Annotated in this window: 18 protein-coding genes; 1 reads left to right on the top strand and 17 read right to left on the bottom strand. The window is 45.3% G+C overall.

Annotation, left to right across the window (positions count from 1 at the left end; all coding sequences use genetic code 11):
* Nucleotides 1–102 precede the first annotated feature (102 nt).
* The gene (locus tag G9F75_RS17965; protein ID WP_167409288.1) at nucleotides 103–1,509 is read left to right on the top strand and encodes a right-handed parallel beta-helix repeat-containing protein; all 1,407 of its coding nucleotides are present in this window, start codon (nucleotides 103–105) and stop codon (nucleotides 1,507–1,509) included.
* 46 nt (nucleotides 1,510–1,555) lie between these two features.
* Here the strand turns inward: G9F75_RS17965 and ftsX are convergent, their stop codons facing one another.
* The 17 genes from ftsX to flgK form a co-directional block, all read right to left on the bottom strand.
* The gene (ftsX, locus tag G9F75_RS17970; RefSeq protein ID WP_007407464.1) at nucleotides 1,556–2,446 is read right to left on the bottom strand and encodes a permease-like cell division protein FtsX; all 891 of its coding nucleotides are present in this window, start codon (nucleotides 2,444–2,446) and stop codon (nucleotides 1,556–1,558) included.
* Nucleotides 2,439–3,125 (bottom strand): cell division ATP-binding protein FtsE, encoded by a 687-nt coding sequence (gene ftsE, locus G9F75_RS17975; protein WP_007407465.1) that lies wholly within the window; start codon nucleotides 3,123–3,125, stop codon nucleotides 2,439–2,441. Before ftsE ends, ftsX begins: the two co-directional genes overlap by 8 nt.
* A 218-nt stretch (nucleotides 3,126–3,343) precedes the next feature.
* Entirely contained in the window at nucleotides 3,344–3,685 is a 342-nt protein-coding gene (gene cccB / locus G9F75_RS17980) for a cytochrome c551 (protein WP_003151417.1), read from the bottom strand.
* 35 nt (nucleotides 3,686–3,720) lie between these two features.
* A complete protein-coding gene (locus tag G9F75_RS17985) occupies nucleotides 3,721–4,569 on the bottom strand; it encodes a YitT family protein (RefSeq protein ID WP_007614078.1) in 849 nt (282 codons plus the stop codon).
* 169 nt (nucleotides 4,570–4,738) lie between these two features.
* Nucleotides 4,739–5,840 (bottom strand): peptide chain release factor 2 gene (gene prfB, locus G9F75_RS17990; RefSeq protein ID WP_096034905.1). Its coding sequence is split into 2 segments (ribosomal slippage): nucleotides 4,739–5,767 and nucleotides 5,769–5,840, totalling 1,101 coding nucleotides; the frame shifts between segments, so codons are not numbered across the junction.
* A 74-nt stretch (nucleotides 5,841–5,914) separates the two neighbouring features.
* Nucleotides 5,915–8,440, bottom strand: a complete 2,526-nt coding sequence (gene secA / locus G9F75_RS17995; protein WP_007407469.1) for a preprotein translocase subunit SecA — start codon at nucleotides 8,438–8,440, stop codon at nucleotides 5,915–5,917.
* Nucleotides 8,441–8,606: 166 nt separating this feature from the next.
* The gene (hpf, locus tag G9F75_RS18000) at nucleotides 8,607–9,173 is read right to left on the bottom strand and encodes a ribosome hibernation-promoting factor, HPF/YfiA family (protein ID WP_003151413.1); all 567 of its coding nucleotides are present in this window, start codon (nucleotides 9,171–9,173) and stop codon (nucleotides 8,607–8,609) included.
* A 194-nt stretch (nucleotides 9,174–9,367) separates the two neighbouring features.
* A complete protein-coding gene (locus tag G9F75_RS18005; protein ID WP_003151412.1) occupies nucleotides 9,368–9,745 on the bottom strand; it encodes a DUF8042 domain-containing protein in 378 nt (125 codons plus the stop codon).
* A gap of 9 nt (nucleotides 9,746–9,754) precedes the next feature.
* Nucleotides 9,755–10,099 (bottom strand): flagella biosynthesis regulatory protein FliT, encoded by a 345-nt coding sequence (gene fliT / locus G9F75_RS18010; protein ID WP_094296240.1) that lies wholly within the window; start codon nucleotides 10,097–10,099, stop codon nucleotides 9,755–9,757.
* Nucleotides 10,099–10,500 (bottom strand): flagellar export chaperone FliS, encoded by a 402-nt coding sequence (gene fliS, locus G9F75_RS18015; RefSeq protein WP_003151407.1) that lies wholly within the window; start codon nucleotides 10,498–10,500, stop codon nucleotides 10,099–10,101. Before fliS ends, fliT begins: the two co-directional genes overlap by 1 nt.
* A 19-nt stretch (nucleotides 10,501–10,519) precedes the next feature.
* Complete coding sequence (locus G9F75_RS18020; protein ID WP_022553863.1) at nucleotides 10,520–12,040, bottom strand: flagellar hook-associated protein 2; 1,521 nt, start codon at nucleotides 12,038–12,040, stop codon at nucleotides 10,520–10,522.
* 250 nt (nucleotides 12,041–12,290) lie between these two features.
* On the bottom strand, nucleotides 12,291–13,280 hold the full coding sequence (locus G9F75_RS18025; protein WP_021494094.1) for a flagellin N-terminal helical domain-containing protein: 990 nt from the start codon (nucleotides 13,278–13,280) through the stop codon (nucleotides 12,291–12,293).
* A gap of 143 nt (nucleotides 13,281–13,423) precedes the next feature.
* A complete protein-coding gene (gene csrA, locus G9F75_RS18030; RefSeq protein ID WP_003151402.1) occupies nucleotides 13,424–13,648 on the bottom strand; it encodes a carbon storage regulator CsrA in 225 nt (74 codons plus the stop codon).
* Complete coding sequence (gene fliW / locus G9F75_RS18035; RefSeq protein WP_021494095.1) at nucleotides 13,642–14,073, bottom strand: flagellar assembly protein FliW; 432 nt, start codon at nucleotides 14,071–14,073, stop codon at nucleotides 13,642–13,644. Before fliW ends, csrA begins: the two co-directional genes overlap by 7 nt.
* A gap of 29 nt (nucleotides 14,074–14,102) precedes the next feature.
* The gene (locus G9F75_RS18040) at nucleotides 14,103–14,672 is read right to left on the bottom strand and encodes a DUF6470 family protein (protein WP_003151397.1); all 570 of its coding nucleotides are present in this window, start codon (nucleotides 14,670–14,672) and stop codon (nucleotides 14,103–14,105) included.
* Between the two features lie 90 nt (nucleotides 14,673–14,762).
* Entirely contained in the window at nucleotides 14,763–15,680 is a 918-nt protein-coding gene (flgL, locus tag G9F75_RS18045; protein WP_014419007.1) for a flagellar hook-associated protein FlgL, read from the bottom strand.
* A gap of 11 nt (nucleotides 15,681–15,691) precedes the next feature.
* Nucleotides 15,692–17,209, bottom strand: coding sequence for a flagellar hook-associated protein FlgK (gene flgK / locus G9F75_RS18050; protein WP_014419008.1), 1,518 nt, complete (start codon nucleotides 17,207–17,209; stop codon nucleotides 15,692–15,694).
* Nucleotides 17,210–17,222: the final 13 nt, after the last annotated feature.

Raw genomic sequence — 17,222 nt, forward strand, 5'->3', positions numbered from 1 at the left:
ATGTAACGGCAACAAAAAAATGAAAAAGCGAGATTGTTACATATATATGGGTAACGTATAATATTTTGTATGCAATTCATTAAATATACAGGAGAATGCGATATGAAAATAAAATTATCGATTTTATCCGCGGCGGTTCTGGCCGCAGGCATTACCGCCTTTGTCTGGCCAAAAACAGAGGCCAATGAAAAAATGCAGACGGACGCCCTGTATGTTTCTCCGGCAGGCAGCGACCAAAATGAAGGAACGAAAGAAAAGCCGTTCCGCACATTAAAACATGCGGCTGAAAAGGCAGAGGCCGGGACAACCGTATTGATTCGGGAAGGGACGTACGATGAAACGTTTGAAGTAAAGCACAGCGGCACGGCCGAAAAGCCGATTACATTTCGGAACTATCAGAATGAGCATGTCTCAATCAGCGGCAATTCTGCGCCAAAAAGCGATTCTGAAACTCCGTTAATTCAAATCCGCAATAAACAGTACATTACCATTCACGGCGTTACGCTTGAGAATCTCTCCGTATCATCAGAAGATGCAACGGCCATGGGAATCTTCGTCACCGGATCAAGCAGTCATATCAACATTGACGGCAACCATATCCGAAACATTAAAACCACGGCTGATGAGGGAAATGCACACGGCATCGCATTTTACGGCACAGGCGCCATGAAGGATGTCAGCATCACAAATAATACGGTTGAAAAACTGACGCTCGGCGCAAGCGAAGCGGTCGTGCTGAACGGGAATGTTGACGGATTTAAGATTGCCGGCAATACCATCCGGGACAATAACAATATCGGGATTGACGTGATCGGATACGAAGGAACGTCCAAGCAAAACGACTATGCACGAAACGGCGTCATTGAAAACAATACGGTGAGCCATAACTCTTCTTACGGAAATCCCGCTTACGGAGATGAATATTCAGCGGGCGGTATTTACGTTGACGGCGCAGAACATGTGGACATTAAGAATAACACCGTTTACAACAATGACCTCGGCATTGAAGCCACTTCCGAACATAAAGGGAAATACGCACGAGATATCCGGATTACGGATAACAAGGTGTACGGCAATGCTTACACCGGTATTTCAATCGGAGGCTATGACACGAAACGCGGCGGCACCATCAATTCGGTGATCGCTCATAACATTATGTATCGAAATGACACGAAGGACCTTGACGGCGGCCAGCTGCTGCTGCAGTACGGCACAAAAGGGAACACGATCGAAAAAAACATCATGACGGCAAGCGGTTCACGGATTTTTATCGCAAATGATTATACGAAAAACGAAGGCAATACCGTTAATCATAACGTCTATCACAAAGAAGCGGGAAAAGACGGCATTTGGTATTGGAAGAACAGAGAATATGATTCATTCACAGCGTACCAAAAAGGAACGGCAAACGATTCGGATTCCATTTATGCGGACCCGATGTACCGTGACGAATCGTCTTATGACTTTACATTAAAGCCCGGATCACCGGCCCTGCCCGTCATTCAGTAACGAAACCATTAAAAAAAGCCAGTCTATATCAGACTGGCTTTTGTATTTATACACGAAGGAATTTCCGGATGGAAGTCAGACTTCCCCATACTCCGATAACCGCGCCGATCAGAATGAGCACAAGTGATACTTGGAACACAAACGGGCTGTACGGCAGAAGTGAAACAAATGAGCCCTGAACTTTCGGGGCCACCCAAGCGACCATCGACTGGTACGTACTCAGCACGAGAGCGATCGGTATGATAGAACCGAATACCCCCAGCAGCAGCCCTTCCAGGAAGAACGGCCAGCGGATAAACCAGTTTGTCGCGCCGACAAGCTTCATGATTTCAATCTCTTTTCTTCTGGCGAAAATCGTGATTTTAATCGTATTTGAAATTAAGAACATCGCCGTGAACAGAAGGCCGATGATTAACGCAATCCCGATGTTGCGTGACACCCCGACGATCTTAAACAGACGGCTGACTTCTTCTTTCCCGTATGTCACTTTATACACATGATCAAGCTTCTCAATTTTTTTCGCGACTTTCGGCGTATCATGCGGATCTGTCGTTTTGACGATAAACGCGTTGTTCAGCGGGTTTTCCTGATCTTGCATTTTCATGGCCTTTCCGCTGTCGCCGAAGCTTTTGACCAATTGATCAAGCTCTTTATCTTTAGATGAAAACTCTACGCTTTGGATTCCCGAGATGTCTTTAATCTCATTCTGCAGCGTATCCTGCGTTTTCTTATTAGACGTCAGATCGATTAATACTTTAATTTCCACTTCTTTTTCAGCATTTTTAGCCATGTTGTTTAAATTCAGCATAATGACTAAAAACACGCCGACCAAAATCAATGTAACGGTAACGGCACTGATGGATGCAAATGTCATCCATGTGTTTCTTCCGAGAGATTTAAAACTCTCACGCAAATGGCGCCCGAGAATTTTAATCATAAGAACCATACTCCCCTCTTGACTCATCACGCACAATAATTCCGTCTTCGATCGCGATGACCCGTTTCTTCATGGTGTTTACTATTTCTTTATTGTGTGTCGCCATCACGACGGTCGTTCCGCGGTTATTAATCTCTTCCAGCGTCTTCATGACTTCCCATGATGTTACCGGATCAAGGTTGCCCGTCGGTTCGTCAGCAATAACGACGTCAGGATTGTTGACGATGGATCTTGCGATGGAAACACGCTGCTGTTCTCCTCCGGAAAGCTGGTCGGGAAACTGCCGCGCTTTATGCTTCAGCTGCACAAGATCGAGCACTTCGAGCACGCGTTTTTTAATGACTGACTGCTGCTCTCCGATAACCTCAAGCGCGAACGCGACGTTTTCAAATACCGTCAGTTTCGGAAGAAGTTTGAAATCTTGGAAAACAACACCTATTTTACGCCGCACGAAAGGAATCTCTTTTTCTTTCACAGACGCGAGATCTTTATGATTAATCAATATTTGCCCTTTTGTCGGTTTTTCTTCTCTGTAAATCATTTTAATAAAAGTAGATTTACCGGCTCCGCTCGGTCCTACGACATATACAAATTCTCCGGGATGAATCATGACTGACAGCCCGTTAATCGCTTTTACACCGTTCGGATAGGATTTATATACTTCTTTCATCTCTATCATGAAATCACCTAATCTTTTAATTATGTCTTGCAGCCATAGAGTTCGCAAACGTACAGCGGTTTATGGCCGATTTACCAGGAAACAGATGAAAAATCTGAAAGTTCCTTTTCCTCAGTACACTTCATTATACGTCAAATTTAGACATATTACTATTACAGTTTCTTTTCATTCCCAGACCGTGAAAAAACCTTGCCCCTATAACAGGCAAGGTTTTTCTGTTATTTTTTCTGTGACAGCCATTTTGCGATCTTCGCGGCTTCCTCATCATTTACAAGATGGCTCGGCATATTGCCGCGTCCGTTTTTAATGATGCTTTCAATTTTAGCTTCATCATACTTCCCGCCGACTTCCTGTAAATTCGGACCTCCGCCGCCTTCTAAGTCTTTACCGTGACAGCCGATACAGCTTTGCTGATAAAGCTCTTCTCCCGCTGACGCAGATGCTTTTGACCCGCCTGAGCTGTCAGAGCTTTCTTTTTTCGATTCATTGGAACCGCCGCATGCCGCCAGCAGGACGGACATGGTCAGAACCAGCGCCAGCAGCGCCCATTTTGATTTCATATGTAAGATGCACCCCTTCGCTATTATAACCCCGTTTACGCGCGTTTGAAACCCTCGCCGAGCACCTCGCTTGCGTCTGCGACAATGACAAAGGCTGACTCATCAATTTGTTTGACGATTTGTTTCAGTTTTGTGAATTCGGTCTGGCCGACGACACACATTAAGATCGGCCGGTCATGTTCCGTATACCCGCCGACTGCGGAAATCTTCGTCACACCCCTGTCGATTTCTTTAAACACAGCCGACCTGACGGCTTCTTCATGCTGCGTAATGATTAAAGCCATTTTGGAGCGGTTGAACCCGACCTGCACGACATCAATCGTTTTGCTTGAAATAAATACCCCGAGCATCGCATACAGTCCCTGCTCCACTCCGAAAACGAGCATCGCGCTCAGCACAATTAATCCGTCCATGATGGCAAGGCACGTTCCCAGCGACAGTCCCGTGTATTTGTGAATGATCTGCCCCGCCAGAGCCGTTCCCCCCGTGGAGCCTTTGCCGAGATACACGATACCGATTCCCGTTCCGATCCCGACGCCTCCGAAAATCGCCGCCAGCAGTTCATGGGTCGTCGCGGCAGGCAGATCTCTTGTTAAATAGACAGCGAGCGGCAGAACGATGGAACCGACCAGTGTCTTCATTCCGAACTTCCCGCCGAGAATAATCACTCCGGCGATAAACAAAGGGATGTTAATAATCCACTGCACGTAAGCCGGTTCAAAACCAAACGTTTCTAAAATGGTACTGATCCCGCTTACTCCCCCCGCTGCTATACGGTTCGGCAGCAAAAATACGTTAAACACGACCCCCGTAATCGCCGCGCCGATCATGATGTATATATAATCTTTGATCAGACGGAGCGGCTTATTGTGATTCACATCCATGCAAAATCCTCCGTTCTCCGATTTTCTCTCGATAGCATTTTAAGTCTTCCCGGCTTAGAAGTAAATAACAGCCAAATACCGTATTAATTTGCTAAAGCGCTGTTGTGAAAAATGGAAAAAGAGAACGGATAAAAAAACACACCTTGCCAAAGGCAGGTGTGTTCCCGGATTACGACAGTTTAGAACGTAAATAGGCGTCAATGAAGATATCGATATCTCCGTCCATAACCGCCTGCACGTTCCCCATTTCCGTATTGGTCCGGTGATCTTTCACCATGGAGTACGGATGGAAGACGTACGAGCGGATTTGGCTGCCCCAGCCGATTTCTTTCTGTTCACCGCGGATTTCGTCAAGCTCCGCCTGCTGTTCTTCAATTCTGCGCTGATACAGCTTCGCTTTGAGCATTTTCATCGCCCGGTCGCGGTTTTTGATTTGTGAACGTTCCGTCTGGCACGTGACGACTACATTTGTCGGCAGGTGGGTGATCCGAACGGCTGAATCAGTCGTATTGACGTGCTGTCCCCCGGCACCGCTCGCACGGTACGTATCAACTTTAATATCTTCGGTCCGAATATCAATGTCGATTTCTTCATTGAATTCAGGCATGACTTCACATGACACAAATGACGTGTGGCGGCGGCCTGATGAATCAAATGGAGAAATCCGCACGAGGCGGTGTACGCCTTTTTCCGCTTTTAAATAGCCGTATGCATTGTGGCCTTTAATAAGTAGTGTGACTGACTTAATTCCTGCTTCATCTCCCGGGAGATAATCTAGCGTTTCAACTTTGAAACCGCGTCTTTCCGCCCAGCGGGTATACATTCTGAGCAGCATGGAACCCCAGTCCTGGGATTCCGTACCGCCGGCCCCCGGATGAAGTTCTAAAATCGCGTTATTTTTGTCATATGGTTCACTGAGCAGCAGCTGAAGCTCAAATTCATTCAATTCCTTCGTTAATGACTTCAGCTCTTTTTCAAGCTCTTGCTGAAGGTCCTGGTCAGGTTCTTCTTTTAAAAGATCATGTGTCATTTGCAGCTCTTCGTGAGACTCGCTCAGCTGATGATAGGAGTTCACGTATTCCTTCAGACCGTTCGCTTCGTTAATGACGGTTTGGGCCTTCTGCTGGTCATTCCAGAATTCCGGTTCCGCCATCTTTTCATCTAATTCTGCAATGCGGGCTTCCTTTGATTCGAGGTCAAAGAGACCCCCTGAAGTCCGCTAAACGAGAAGCCATATTTTCGAGCTCTGCCCTGATTTCTGATAATTCCATTCCATTCACCTCATTAAAAGATCCGGGGCGCCATAAGACGCAGACCCGGTCATGTTCGCTTCATACAGTCGAGACTATTCTGTCCGGCCGCAGCAATTTTTATATTTTTTTCCGCTGCCGCAATGGCAAGGCGCGTTGCGTCCGATATCCACAACTTTGCGCACCGGCGCTTTTTTCGCTTGTTTGGCCTCATCGCCGTCCTGCGGCTGATGAGCCGTCGTTTGGCCCTGAACAACTTCTTCGCGTTCCAGATTGCTTTCAATCTCGGCCTTCATGACGAATTTCGCAACTTCGTCCTCAATGGACTCAATCATGTGCTCAAACATTGCGAAGCCTTCCATTTGATATTCACGCAGCGGATTTGTCTGCGCATAAGCGCGGAGGTGAATCCCTTGACGCAGCTGATCCATCGCATCAATATGATCCATCCATTTTGAATCAACGGCACGCAATACGATGACTTTTTCAAATTCACGCATCTGCTCTGTGCCGAAATTCTCTTCTTTTTCATTATATTTTGTCATGATGCGGTCCATGATCATCTCATGCATTTCATCCGGTTCTTTTCCGAAGATATCGCTCTTTTCAAGTGCGCCTTCATCAAGATACGTTGAATTCACCAGCTCCACGAGTCCGTCAAGATTCCATTCTTCCGGAAGCTCCTCTTTTGGCGTATAAGCGGCAATCGCACGCTCCAGAGAAGACTTGATCATGCCTTCCACAATGTCACGCAGGTTTTCAGAGTCAATGACTTCAAAACGCTGCTTGTAAATGACTTCGCGCTGCTGACGGAGCACGTCGTCATATTGAAGAAGCTGTTTACGTGAATCAAAGTTGTTTCCTTCGACACGTTTTTGAGATGATTCCACGGCGCGTGACACCATTTTGCTCTGAATCGGCGTGGAGTCATCCATACCGAACCGGTCAAGCATCGCCATCGTCCGTTCAGCTCCGAAACGGCGCATCAATTCATCTTCCATTGAAAGATAAAATTGTGTGATGCCCGGGTCTCCCTGACGTCCTGAACGTCCGCGAAGCTGATTGTCAATCCGGCGGGATTCGTGGCGTTCCGTACCGACGACTGCGAGGCCGCCAAGCTCTTTTACGCCTTCGCCGAGTTTAATGTCGGTTCCGCGTCCCGCCATGTTGGTCGCAATCGTGACAGCGCCTTTTTGTCCCGCTTCTTCAATAATCTGAGCTTCACGCTCATGGTTTTTGGCATTCAGCACCTGATGCGGAATCCCTTTGTTTTTCAGAAGTTTAGAAATCAATTCAGACGTTTCAACGGCAACCGTACCGACAAGAACCGGCTGTCCGGTCATGTAGCGCTGGGCGACATCCTCCGCCACCGCCTTGAATTTCCCTTCCATTGAGCGGTAGATCAAGTCCGGACGGTCGTCACGGATGACCGGCTGGTTGGTCGGGATGGATACAACCTGCATGTTATAAATATTACGGAATTCTTCCTCTTCCGTTTTTGCGGTACCGGTCATACCGGCCAGCTTTTCGTACATACGGAAATAGTTTTGGAACGTAATCGTCGCCAATGTCATGCTTTCATTTTGAATCTCCAGGCCTTCTTTCGCCTCAATCGCCTGGTGAAGACCTTCGCTGTAGCGGCGTCCTTTCATCAGACGGCCGGTGAAGGAATCAACGATGACGACCTGGCCGTCCTCAACAACATAATCCACGTCTTTCTGCATCGCCGCATGGGCTTTTAAAGCCTGGTTGATATGGTGGTTCAAGGCCACGTTTTTGACATCAAACAGGTTGTCGATGCCGAACGTTTTTTCAGCCTTCGTCATTCCTTCTTCCGTCAGCTGAACGCCCTTCGTTTTGACGTCATACGTATAATCCTGATCTTTCTTGAGTGTGCGGACAAACGCATTTGCCTGCACGTACAGTTTTGTGGACTTCTGAGCTTGTCCGGAAATAATCAATGGCGTTCTCGCTTCGTCCACTAAAATTGAATCGACTTCATCAATAACGGCAAAATGAAGCGGGCGCTGCACCATTTGTTCTTTATAGAGCACCATGTTGTCACGCAAATAATCAAAGCCGAGTTCATTGTTCGTTGAATACGTGATATCGGCTGCGTAAGCTTCGCGTTTTTCGTCTTTTGACATCGAATTCAGGTTCAGGCCGACTGTAAGCCCGAGAAACGCAAAAATTTCTCCCATTTGCTGGGCATCACGGCTCGCCAGATATTCGTTGACCGTTACGACGTGAACGCCTTTTCCCGTCAAGGCATTTAAATACACGGGAAGCGTGGACGTCAGCGTTTTCCCTTCCCCTGTTTTCATTTCGGAGATGTTCCCCTCATGAAGGGCGATGCCCCCCATCAGCTGCACTTTAAACGGGAACATGCCGGTTACGCGGCGGGAAGCTTCACGAACGACGGCAAACGCTTCGACAAGAAGATCATCCGTTGTTTCTCCTTTTTCAAGCCGCTCTTTAAATTCTGCCGTTTTATGTTTAAGCGCCTCGTCAGAGAGATTTTCATAATCTCCTCTTACGGCATCAATGTCATTTGCTATTTTTTCGTATTTGTTCAGCGCACGTTTGGTCGGATCAAACATTTTATTTAAAATCCCAAGCATCTATAACGCTCCTCTATGTTCACATGCAGATTTTGCATGGAATAAATGATAATTTTCTGTCCATGTATACCTCTCATTATCATAACATACCTTTTGCTATTTCCAAAGAATTTGCAGATAAAGATAGAGAAAAACCTTCCGCGCGTTCACGGAAGGCTGGGTGGGTTTATTCAGTCGGTTCAATTAATCCGTATTTGCCGTCATTTCTGCGGTAAACGACATTTGTGAGATTCGTCTCCGCGTTGGTGAATACGAAGAAATTATGTCCGAGCATATTCATTTGGAGAATCGCTTCTTCATTATCCATCGGTTTTAAATTAAACCGCTTTTGACGGACAATTTCCGGGCTGTCATCTTCAATTTCGTCCTGAACCGCTACGCCCGTATCAGCAGCGCTGCCGTTCTCGAAATAATGTTTCGGAAGACCCTGCTCGCGGAATTTTCGGTTGACTTTTGTTTTGTGCTTTCGGATTTGACGTTCCAGCTTGTTTGTTGCGAGATCAATTGCATTGTACATATCCTCGTTATGCACTTCAGAACGAAGCGCCAGATCAGTCATCGGAATGGTGACTTCAACTTTGGATTCCTTATCGTTATAGAATTTTAAGTTGACGTTCACATCGGCATTGACGCTCTGCTCGAAATATCGCTCCAGCTTGCCGATTTTTCTCTCCACATGATCCTTTAACGCAGGTGTAACCTCAATGTTTTCTCCTCTGATATTGTAGTTCATCAAAGAACGCCTCCCTTTATCTAAGGATATGTAACTATTTCTCTTTTACCCCTTCTGATCCCTGCTGAAACGTTAAAATAATGTGTAAATTCGGTGAACGATGACGAATGGTGTCGGTTTTATCCCGCAGCTTCCGGCAGGATTATAAGTATATGCAGAAGACGCAGGCAAAAGACCTGCCGCTTGCAGCAGGTCTAGTGAAGAACATACGGTTTGATGCAGTCGTGCGTCTGCTCCATCCATAGCTTATAATGCGGCAGAAAGATGGTTTTTAAAAACTCCTGAAAAGGGGCGGACGGGAAATCATAATCATTTAACATGCTGAAATCCTGAAAGATCTCGTCAAATGAGCGGATCGCCGTCTCCACGCATCGGCACTCAATGATAGACAGCAGAAGCGCATGAGAGGAATCGAGATGAAAAAAAGCCTGAATCAAATCGTTGTAAATCCGCTCGCCCTCCGTCTTAAAAAAATCATCCTGCGTGTCCAACAGGTAGCAAAGCCCCTCATCAATCGTAAAAAGAAGCTGGTAATAGGCTGACACCAAATGGTAATCGTTCAAACTTCTCAAAACACTCACCTATTTGCGTTTGTCGTAATAACGGCCGTCACTTGTCGTTTGATGATACGGATTGAAATACGTATTATGGTAGATTCGTTTTTTCTTAAGCGTTTTTATTTCATTTCGGATACCATCCTGAATCCGTTTCACTTCGCCGGTAATCAGGCGGTCCATCGCGGCCACCTGCTGAAGCAGCGTTTTTTCTTCTTCGGAAAAAGGCGGCTTTATGCCCGCAAGCATCTCCTCCCTTTTCTCCGTAAATGCCGTAACGCTGCTGATAAGACCGTCGCTTTCCGGGGCGTCCTTCAGCGCGGCGTACATGTTCTTCGTTTCGTTATACAAAGCAAAGACATTGCTGTTCATCAGGCAAGGCCGCCCGCGCCATGGCTGTTTTTCCGTTCACTCTGCATGGCCTGCTTCCACGTGTCGCGAAATTCAGTAACGAGCTTTTCCGCTTCATCTAAAAATTCTCCGTTATTCTGCACGTTCGCGTCGATCAGCCGGCGGCGGATGTAATCATAAATGGATGACATCTGTTCAGAAATCTCAATCTCCCGGTTTAACGTGATGCTGAGCTCTTGAATGATGTTTTGCGCCTTTACGATATTTTCATTTTTGGCTTCAAGGTTGTTTTGCTTCATCGCCTGCCTTGCCAGCTTAATGAATCGCAGGCAGCCGTTATAAAGCATAAGGGTCAGCTCTTCCGGAGCGGCTGTAAAGACGGATGTCTGCTGATAAGCAGCAAAAGGATTATTTATTGCCATTTTTATAAAACCTCCAAGGTTATGATGTTGAAGATCCTAACATTGACGTGAGATATGAAGATTGGCTGTTCAATTTCTCCAATGCCGTATCCAGTGCGCTGAACTTTTTATAATATCTCGTTTCGATATCATCCAGCTTCGTTTTCATATTGGAAATATTTGTTTCTATTTCATTCAGGCTTTTTCCGATGGCAAAGCTGGTTGATACCGAGCTTTCCGTACCCGCCTGTTTTGAAATTTGAGTCTGCATTTTGTTTAATGTGTCTTTTAATCTCCGGGCAATCCCCTGTTCCTCCGGGTTTTTGGTTTTCGCTGTATCAGGGCTGTCTGCATTAAACAGTTTAGCCACGAGAGAAGGGTTCTCGGTAATTTTCTGTTTCAGTTTCGCTTCGTCTTTAATAACAAGTTTTCCTTGATCCGTATAACTATCAGACGTCTCAATTCCGAAATCGGCAAGCTGATATTTTTTCCCGTCAATCGTAACCGTTGAGTACAAATCAAGCCGCATCTCCGCCAAACCGTTCTGCAGCGTGCTGTCGCTCCGTAATAAACCGCTTTTGGCTTTTGCCTCCCACTGCTCAATCTGCTTATCGGTCATCGCTTCTCTTTGTTCATCGGTTAGCGGCTTATAATCGCGGTATTTTGATTCTGTCACCTTCGCGTTTGCGCTTTTAATTAACGTATTGTATTTATCAACGAAATCTTTAATGTTGTCAAAAATCCCGTCCGTATCAGTCGTGCTGTTAATCGTAACCGTTTTATTGCTGTCCGTCACGCTGTTCAGCGTGTATTTGATGCCGTTGATCGTAAAGTTATTGGACGTTTTTGTCATTTCAAGCCCGTTGAACGTAAACTTCGCATTTTTCCCTTCGGCATTGGCCGTCAGTTCATTTGTCGCATCATCAACGGCAAAACCGAGCTGATCTTTCAGAAAGCTTTTGGTCGCGTCATCACCTGCGGCAAGTGTAAACCCTTCCCCCGTTTTATTGGAAGTGAACGCAATCGTGTCCACATAATCCGTGCCGTTGGAAATTTTCTCTTTTAAAGCCGTCACCCCGAGGCCTGAGCTGTTCAGTTTAGAAATGACATCGTCAATCGTATCGGTTGCGGCGATCGTGACGTTTACCTCAGTCGGCTTCGTTTCACCCGGATTTGTGACATTGAATTTCAATGTTTGGCTCTGACCTGAAGTGAAATTGATGGCGCCCGATGATTTATATGTCGTCGGCGTGGCCAGCTGCTGTACAGACATACTCGTTGAAATATTTTGCTCAGCACTGACGGCCGCCGCGCTGACACTGGAATCCGAACTTGTTACTGTTTTTTTATTCCAGTTTGTGGACATCAGCATATTATTAAATGTAGTAGAATACATGTCGGCAATCTGGGTATTCATTTCCCGATAAGCATCGCGCTTCCATTCAAGCGTCTGTTTTTGCTGATTTAATTTATTAAGCGGCTGCTTTTCGGCATCCATTAGTTTTTTCACCAGAGAATCTACATCAAGACCGGAATTAAGGCCTGTGATTCTTGTGACCATATGTACCCTCTCCTTTTCGGCGTTTAGTCGTAGACGGCTCTATGACAACAGTGAGTTTCCGACTGTTTATCATATCACAGCTCCATAAATGTATGATCTTATTCTTATATCGGTCATATTAAAAGGTTTTCAATAATGTAACTGCAAAATATAATGTTTCATTTTGTCAATAGGGTTCTTTGGCTTGCTGAAGGGGGAGATAGCTGAAGAAATAAAAAAAAGACCCTGGAGAACCAGGATCTTTCCGTCATTAACCTTTCAGCAATTGAAGAACTTGCTGAGGCTGTTGGTTAGCTTGCGCAAGCATAGCTTGAGAAGCCTGAGTAAGGATGTTGTTTTTCGTGTACTCCATCATCTCAGAAGCCATGTCTACGTCACGGATACGTGATTCAGCAGAAGTCAGGTTCTCAGAAGAAGTACCAAGGTTGTTGATTGTGTGCTCTAAACGGTTTTGAACCGCACCAAGTTTAGCGCGCTCGCTAGATACTGTGTCGATAGCTGTTTTGATTGTTGTAAGAGCTGAAGACGCAGCTTTAGCTGAAGAAGAGATGTCGATACCTTTAGATAACTTTTCGCCTTCTTCTAGTTTTTCACTTCCTACTAGAGCACCTTTATCATCATAATAACCGGCTTCTTTTGTAACTTTACCGTCTGTTTCTTCTGCGTCTGCCCAAGCAATAGTTGTATCACCTGATTTAAGTGTTCCATCAGCTTGAGCTGTATAAGTCGTACCAACATTCAGGCTTTCAGAGTCCATTTTATTGATAGACAAAGTCATGGTTTGACCTTCGTTAGCTCCGATTTGGAACGTAAGATCTTTTGCAGTTCCGTCAAGAAGTTTCTTCGTGTTGAACTCAGTGTCAGTAGAGATTCTTGTTACTTCAGATGATAATTGGTCCATCTCTTTTTGAAGCTCAGAACGGTCAGAATCTGTGTTTGTATCGTTTGCCGCTTGTGTAGCAAGCTCGCTCATACGCTGAAGAATGCTGTGAGTTTCGTTCAATGCACCCTCAGATGTTTGGATAAGAGAGATTCCGTCTTGAGCGTTTTTAGACGCCATGTCTAAACCGCGGATTTGAGAACGCATTTTTTCAGAGATCGCAAGACCCGCAGCGTCATCACCAGCGCGGTTGATCCGAAGACCTGAAGATAATTTTTCCATGTTTTTTGCAGCAGAGTTTGAACCTGCATTCAGCTGACGGCTTGTGTTAAGAGCCGCGATATTGTGGTTGATTCTCATTTTGTATTTCCTCCCTGAATTGTTTTTCGCACGTCCTTGTGCATTTGCGCAGCGTCATTCTGAAGAAAATTTTTCCTCTCATTGGCTACACTATATATATCGGATGGCCGCTTCTATTGTTTATATTGAAAATAAAAAAATCCTCACTTTTTTTGTGAGGATAAGTTAAGTAATAAATCGGTATTAAAAGATACGGCTCTGTTGTTCTCTTCCAGGATCGACAAGTAGATTTCTTTCCGGTGAATATCTACGTGCTGAGGCGCTTCAATTCCCAGCTTCACTTGTTCTCCTTCGATGGCGATCACCTTTATTTCAATATCCGGCCCGATCTGAATGGACTCATTCACTTTTCTTGAGAGAACTAGCATGATCCTCCTCCTATCAGATGTTTTGTTTCATAGGAAGCATCATGTAAAATGATTTGTTTCGCCTTCATTTCCTTTTTATTGACGATAATCGGCGCTTTTAAATTGGCGGTCGTGTTTTCAAAAGGCTCTTCCAACGTTAAAATCGCCATCACTTCGACGTCCTCTATATCTTCAATATGCAAAAGCTCAAGCGTCGCTTGGTCAATGTCAAATTCGTACCCTTTAAAGAAAATAAACGGACTGGCGACTATAAAGGCGATATGATCCTGTTTCACAGACTGCAGCGCCAAAAACGGTGAATCTTCCGACAAAGGAAGAACAACAAATTGAGTCTCGTCATTAAATCCCGGCAGGCCGTTTTCAAATGAGATAATCTGCCCTTCGTCTATTCTGATTTCTCCGTGATATTTTGTTTTAATTATCATGCTTCACAATCCTTTACCACTTTCATCTTTTATTCTGCGTTGCCATCGTCAACCGAAATCGTCACCTTAGGGTCTTGCATCATATCAATCTGAACTTTCCCCGGCGTATAATTCCATACAGGTTTATTGACGGCTGCTTCAATTGAAGGTTTGCGGGCTTCAATATCAATCGTAAGCTTTGAAGGAATGCAGTCAATGTCGACGAGAAACTGCGCAGGCAGAAAGTCGCTGAATTCGCCGAATGGATCGGGCGGACTGACATCTGCTGCCTGCCGGGCCATCACATTGCCCGTTTTCTTTTCGATAGCCGCCATTTCCTTCCCTTCCCTGACTGTTTTGGCAATAAACTCGCTGCAGGCTTCCGCACCTTTTTGGGCGGCTTCAGCGTTCAGCTTTTCAAATGATTTGAGATTCAAGTTCTCCCACGCCCTCGTCTGGTCAATCGTCAGTTTGGCCGGCGTGCTTTCAATGTTCAGCTCTGCCGGCGGCTGCTCAATTTCCAGGTCAGCGGGCGGCTGTTCCATCTCGATTTCTTCCTTTTGAAAGGTTATACCGATTTTAGCAGGCACACTGTCAATAATCAATCTCGGCATCTGCACAGAGACCCCTCCTGTTTATAGTATTTTAGTAAAAAAAGCGATCTCCCTGGTGTGAGTCGCTTTTTTATATATTGAAGACGGTCAGTTATATTATTTCAGAAAGTCAATCAGTGACGGCTGAATGATATTCGCATTCACTGACAGCGCTGCTCTATGAACCGTCTGTTGAGATAAATAATCAACAATTACATCTTCCATTTCTACATCTTCATTATCGGACAATACTTTTTCAGCGGTTGCCGCTTGTGATTCCAATCTTGTCTGAATGAGTTCCAATCGGTTTGTGCGTGCGCCGATATTGGATTTTTCAGCATTCATTTTATCGGTAAAACCGTCAATATCTGACAGAATTTGATCTGAATCTGCTTCGGACAGCGTGCCTTTGCTTAAAGAAGCTTCTAAGGAGTTGAGAAATTCAAATACATTATCTCCATTTTGTGCGACGCCTCCGAAAGCTGAGTTTGGATCAGAATTCACTTTAAGCACTGCTCCGTTTGAGATGTTGATGTTAACATCCGAAGCACCGGTATAATTCTCATAGTTGTACGTATATGTGCCGTCGGCATTTTCAGTGATCGGCGGGACGTCTGAATTTGTTCCGTTAAACAGATAACGTCCGTTTACCTGAGTATTCGCGACAGAAACGAGCTGCTTTTTCAGCTGGCCGATTTCTGTACCGATTGCTTTCAATTCTGTTTCACCGTTCGAATCACTTTTCGCCTGAACCATCAAGTCCCGAATTTTCCCCATAATATCCGTTTCCGAGTTTACGCTTGATTCCGAGTTTTCCAGCCATGTAAAACCTTGCGAAACATTCCGCTGATACTGGTTTACCTGCGCAAGCTGAGTACGGTACTGCATTCCCTTCATTGCAACGACCGGATCATCAGAAGCTTTCGTGATTTTTTTCCCCGTAGACACTTGCTGCTGAAGCCGATCGAGCTTGTCAAAACTTGAGCCGATAAATCGAAGAGAATTTTTTGCGATCATCCCTTGAGTTACTCTCATTTACTTATCTCCTATCTTCCTCCGGTGCCCATACCGTTAATAATTTTATCGAATATTTCATCCTGCATCGTTATGATCCGCGCAGCCGCATTATAAGCGTGCTGAAACTGAATCATATTTGTCATTTCTTCATCTAAAGAAACTGCACTGACTGATTGTCTCCGTTCATCGGCTGAAAGGGTGTTGCTTTCAGAGTTGTTCATAAGATTGGCCGCTTTTTGTGAATTAACGCCCAGCTTTCCGATAAGGGATTCATAAAAGTCATTAATTGTAGTGGTTTCACCGTTAATAGTCAGCTTGCTGTTCTGTACGGCTGCAAGATTTGTCGCGTTGGTGCCGTCACTTTTTTCTCCGTTTAACGACGCTGCGATATTATCAGTAGACGCAAGAATTTTGTCACTGACTTTTATTTTCGCTGCCGCACCTTTTGCCGGCACCGCTTCATCACCGCTGAAATCAAAAAATGCTGCACCCTGTTCGCCTGTATAGGTCTTCCCTTTTTCATGAACTGCATTAAACGCGTCAGCAAAGGATAGCGCCATATTGTCAAGAGCCGTCAGCATTTCAGGATAAAGACCTTTTTCTTCTCCATTTGACATATAGCCGTATGATTCAATAAGACCTAAAAGTGAGCCTTTACCGGTAAATGCATCCGCGTTGACCGTACTGCTGCCGACTGACACACTCGACACGAGGCCGCTGTCCTTGTCGTAGTTGATTTTCATTTCTGAAACTGTTTTTGTGTTACCGTCGAGCAGCGTACCGAGAGAATTGTTGTTCCCGTTCAGCAATTCGACGTTAACCGTGCCCTCAGCAGTCGCCAAGGCATGTCCGCCCGACTTATTATATGAAACTTTTATATTTGCCATAGAAGATAATTGATCAATTAATCTGTCTCTTTGGTCATACAAATCATTAGGGAGCATACCGCTCGGCTCAACTGCCGCTATTTGATTGTTAAGGTCATTCAGCTGATTGAGAATGGAATTGACCTGATCCGCTGTGTTATCCAGGTTCTTTTTAATATCACCCTGAATGTTAGTCAAAGAGGTAGATATATAGTTAAAACTTTCGGCAAGAGATTTCCCCTGCTCCTGCAAAACTGAGCGCGCTCCCGTATTTTCCGGATTCGTCGCCAGATCCTGAAGGGCATTCCAAAACGAACTGAGCGATCCGTTTAATCCGTTATCGTCAAGCTCTTTCATGACGCCTTCCATTTGCGACAATGAATTGGAACGGGCTGTATAGTACCCTAATTTTGTATTTTCAGTTCTGTACTGATAGTCTAAAAAACTGTCTCTGACGCGCTCAACTGAACCGGCTTTTACTCCTGTTCCGATTTGGCCGGCCGTCAGATCACTATTTTTTGATACTGCGGGATAAGGGCTCGTCGATTGTAATGTGACGCGCTGCCTCGTATATCCTTCTGTATTTGCATTTGCAACGTTATTTGAAACTGTGCTTAATGCAGTCTGCTGCGCACTCAATGCACGCCTTGCTGTTTCGAGCCCCATAAAAGTCGATGGCATTGAAAATCCTCCG

Source organism: Bacillus sp. EKM208B (genome assembly GCF_011800725.1).
GTDB lineage: Bacteria > Bacillota > Bacilli > Bacillales > Bacillaceae > Bacillus > Bacillus velezensis.

Excerpts from the sequence above, each read along its gene's own strand:
- G9F75_RS18025 (WP_021494094.1), bottom strand. The coding sequence starts at position 13,280 with ATGAGAATCAACCACAATATCGCGGCTCTTAACACAAGCCGTCAGCTG.
- G9F75_RS18020 (WP_022553863.1), bottom strand. The coding sequence starts at position 12,040 with ATGGTCACAAGAATCACAGGCCTTAATTCCGGTCTTGATGTAGATTCT.
- fliS (WP_003151407.1), bottom strand. The coding sequence starts at position 10,500 with ATGGCAATAAATAATCCTTTTGCTGCTTATCAGCAGACATCCGTCTTT.
- flgL (WP_014419007.1), bottom strand. The coding sequence starts at position 15,680 with ATGAGAGTAACTCAAGGGATGATCGCAAAAAATTCTCTTCGATTTATC.
- ftsX (WP_007407464.1), bottom strand. The coding sequence starts at position 2,446 with ATGATTAAAATTCTCGGGCGCCATTTGCGTGAGAGTTTTAAATCTCTC.
- csrA (WP_003151402.1), bottom strand. The coding sequence starts at position 13,648 with ATGCTAGTTCTCTCAAGAAAAGTGAATGAGTCCATTCAGATCGGGCCG.
- G9F75_RS17965 (WP_167409288.1), top strand. The coding sequence starts at position 103 with ATGAAAATAAAATTATCGATTTTATCCGCGGCGGTTCTGGCCGCAGGC.
- secA (WP_007407469.1), bottom strand. The coding sequence starts at position 8,440 with ATGCTTGGGATTTTAAATAAAATGTTTGATCCGACCAAACGTGCGCTG.
- cccB (WP_003151417.1), bottom strand. The coding sequence starts at position 3,685 with ATGAAATCAAAATGGGCGCTGCTGGCGCTGGTTCTGACCATGTCCGTC.
- fliT (WP_094296240.1), bottom strand. The coding sequence starts at position 10,099 with ATGAACAGCAATGTCTTTGCTTTGTATAACGAAACGAAGAACATGTAC.
- ftsE (WP_007407465.1), bottom strand. The coding sequence starts at position 3,125 with ATGATAGAGATGAAAGAAGTATATAAATCCTATCCGAACGGTGTAAAA.
- fliW (WP_021494095.1), bottom strand. The coding sequence starts at position 14,073 with ATGATAATTAAAACAAAATATCACGGAGAAATCAGAATAGACGAAGGG.
- flgK (WP_014419008.1), bottom strand. The coding sequence starts at position 17,209 with ATGCCATCGACTTTTATGGGGCTCGAAACAGCAAGGCGTGCATTGAGT.
- hpf (WP_003151413.1), bottom strand. The coding sequence starts at position 9,173 with ATGAACTACAATATCAGAGGAGAAAACATTGAGGTTACACCTGCGTTA.
- G9F75_RS17985 (WP_007614078.1), bottom strand. The coding sequence starts at position 4,569 with ATGGATGTGAATCACAATAAGCCGCTCCGTCTGATCAAAGATTATATA.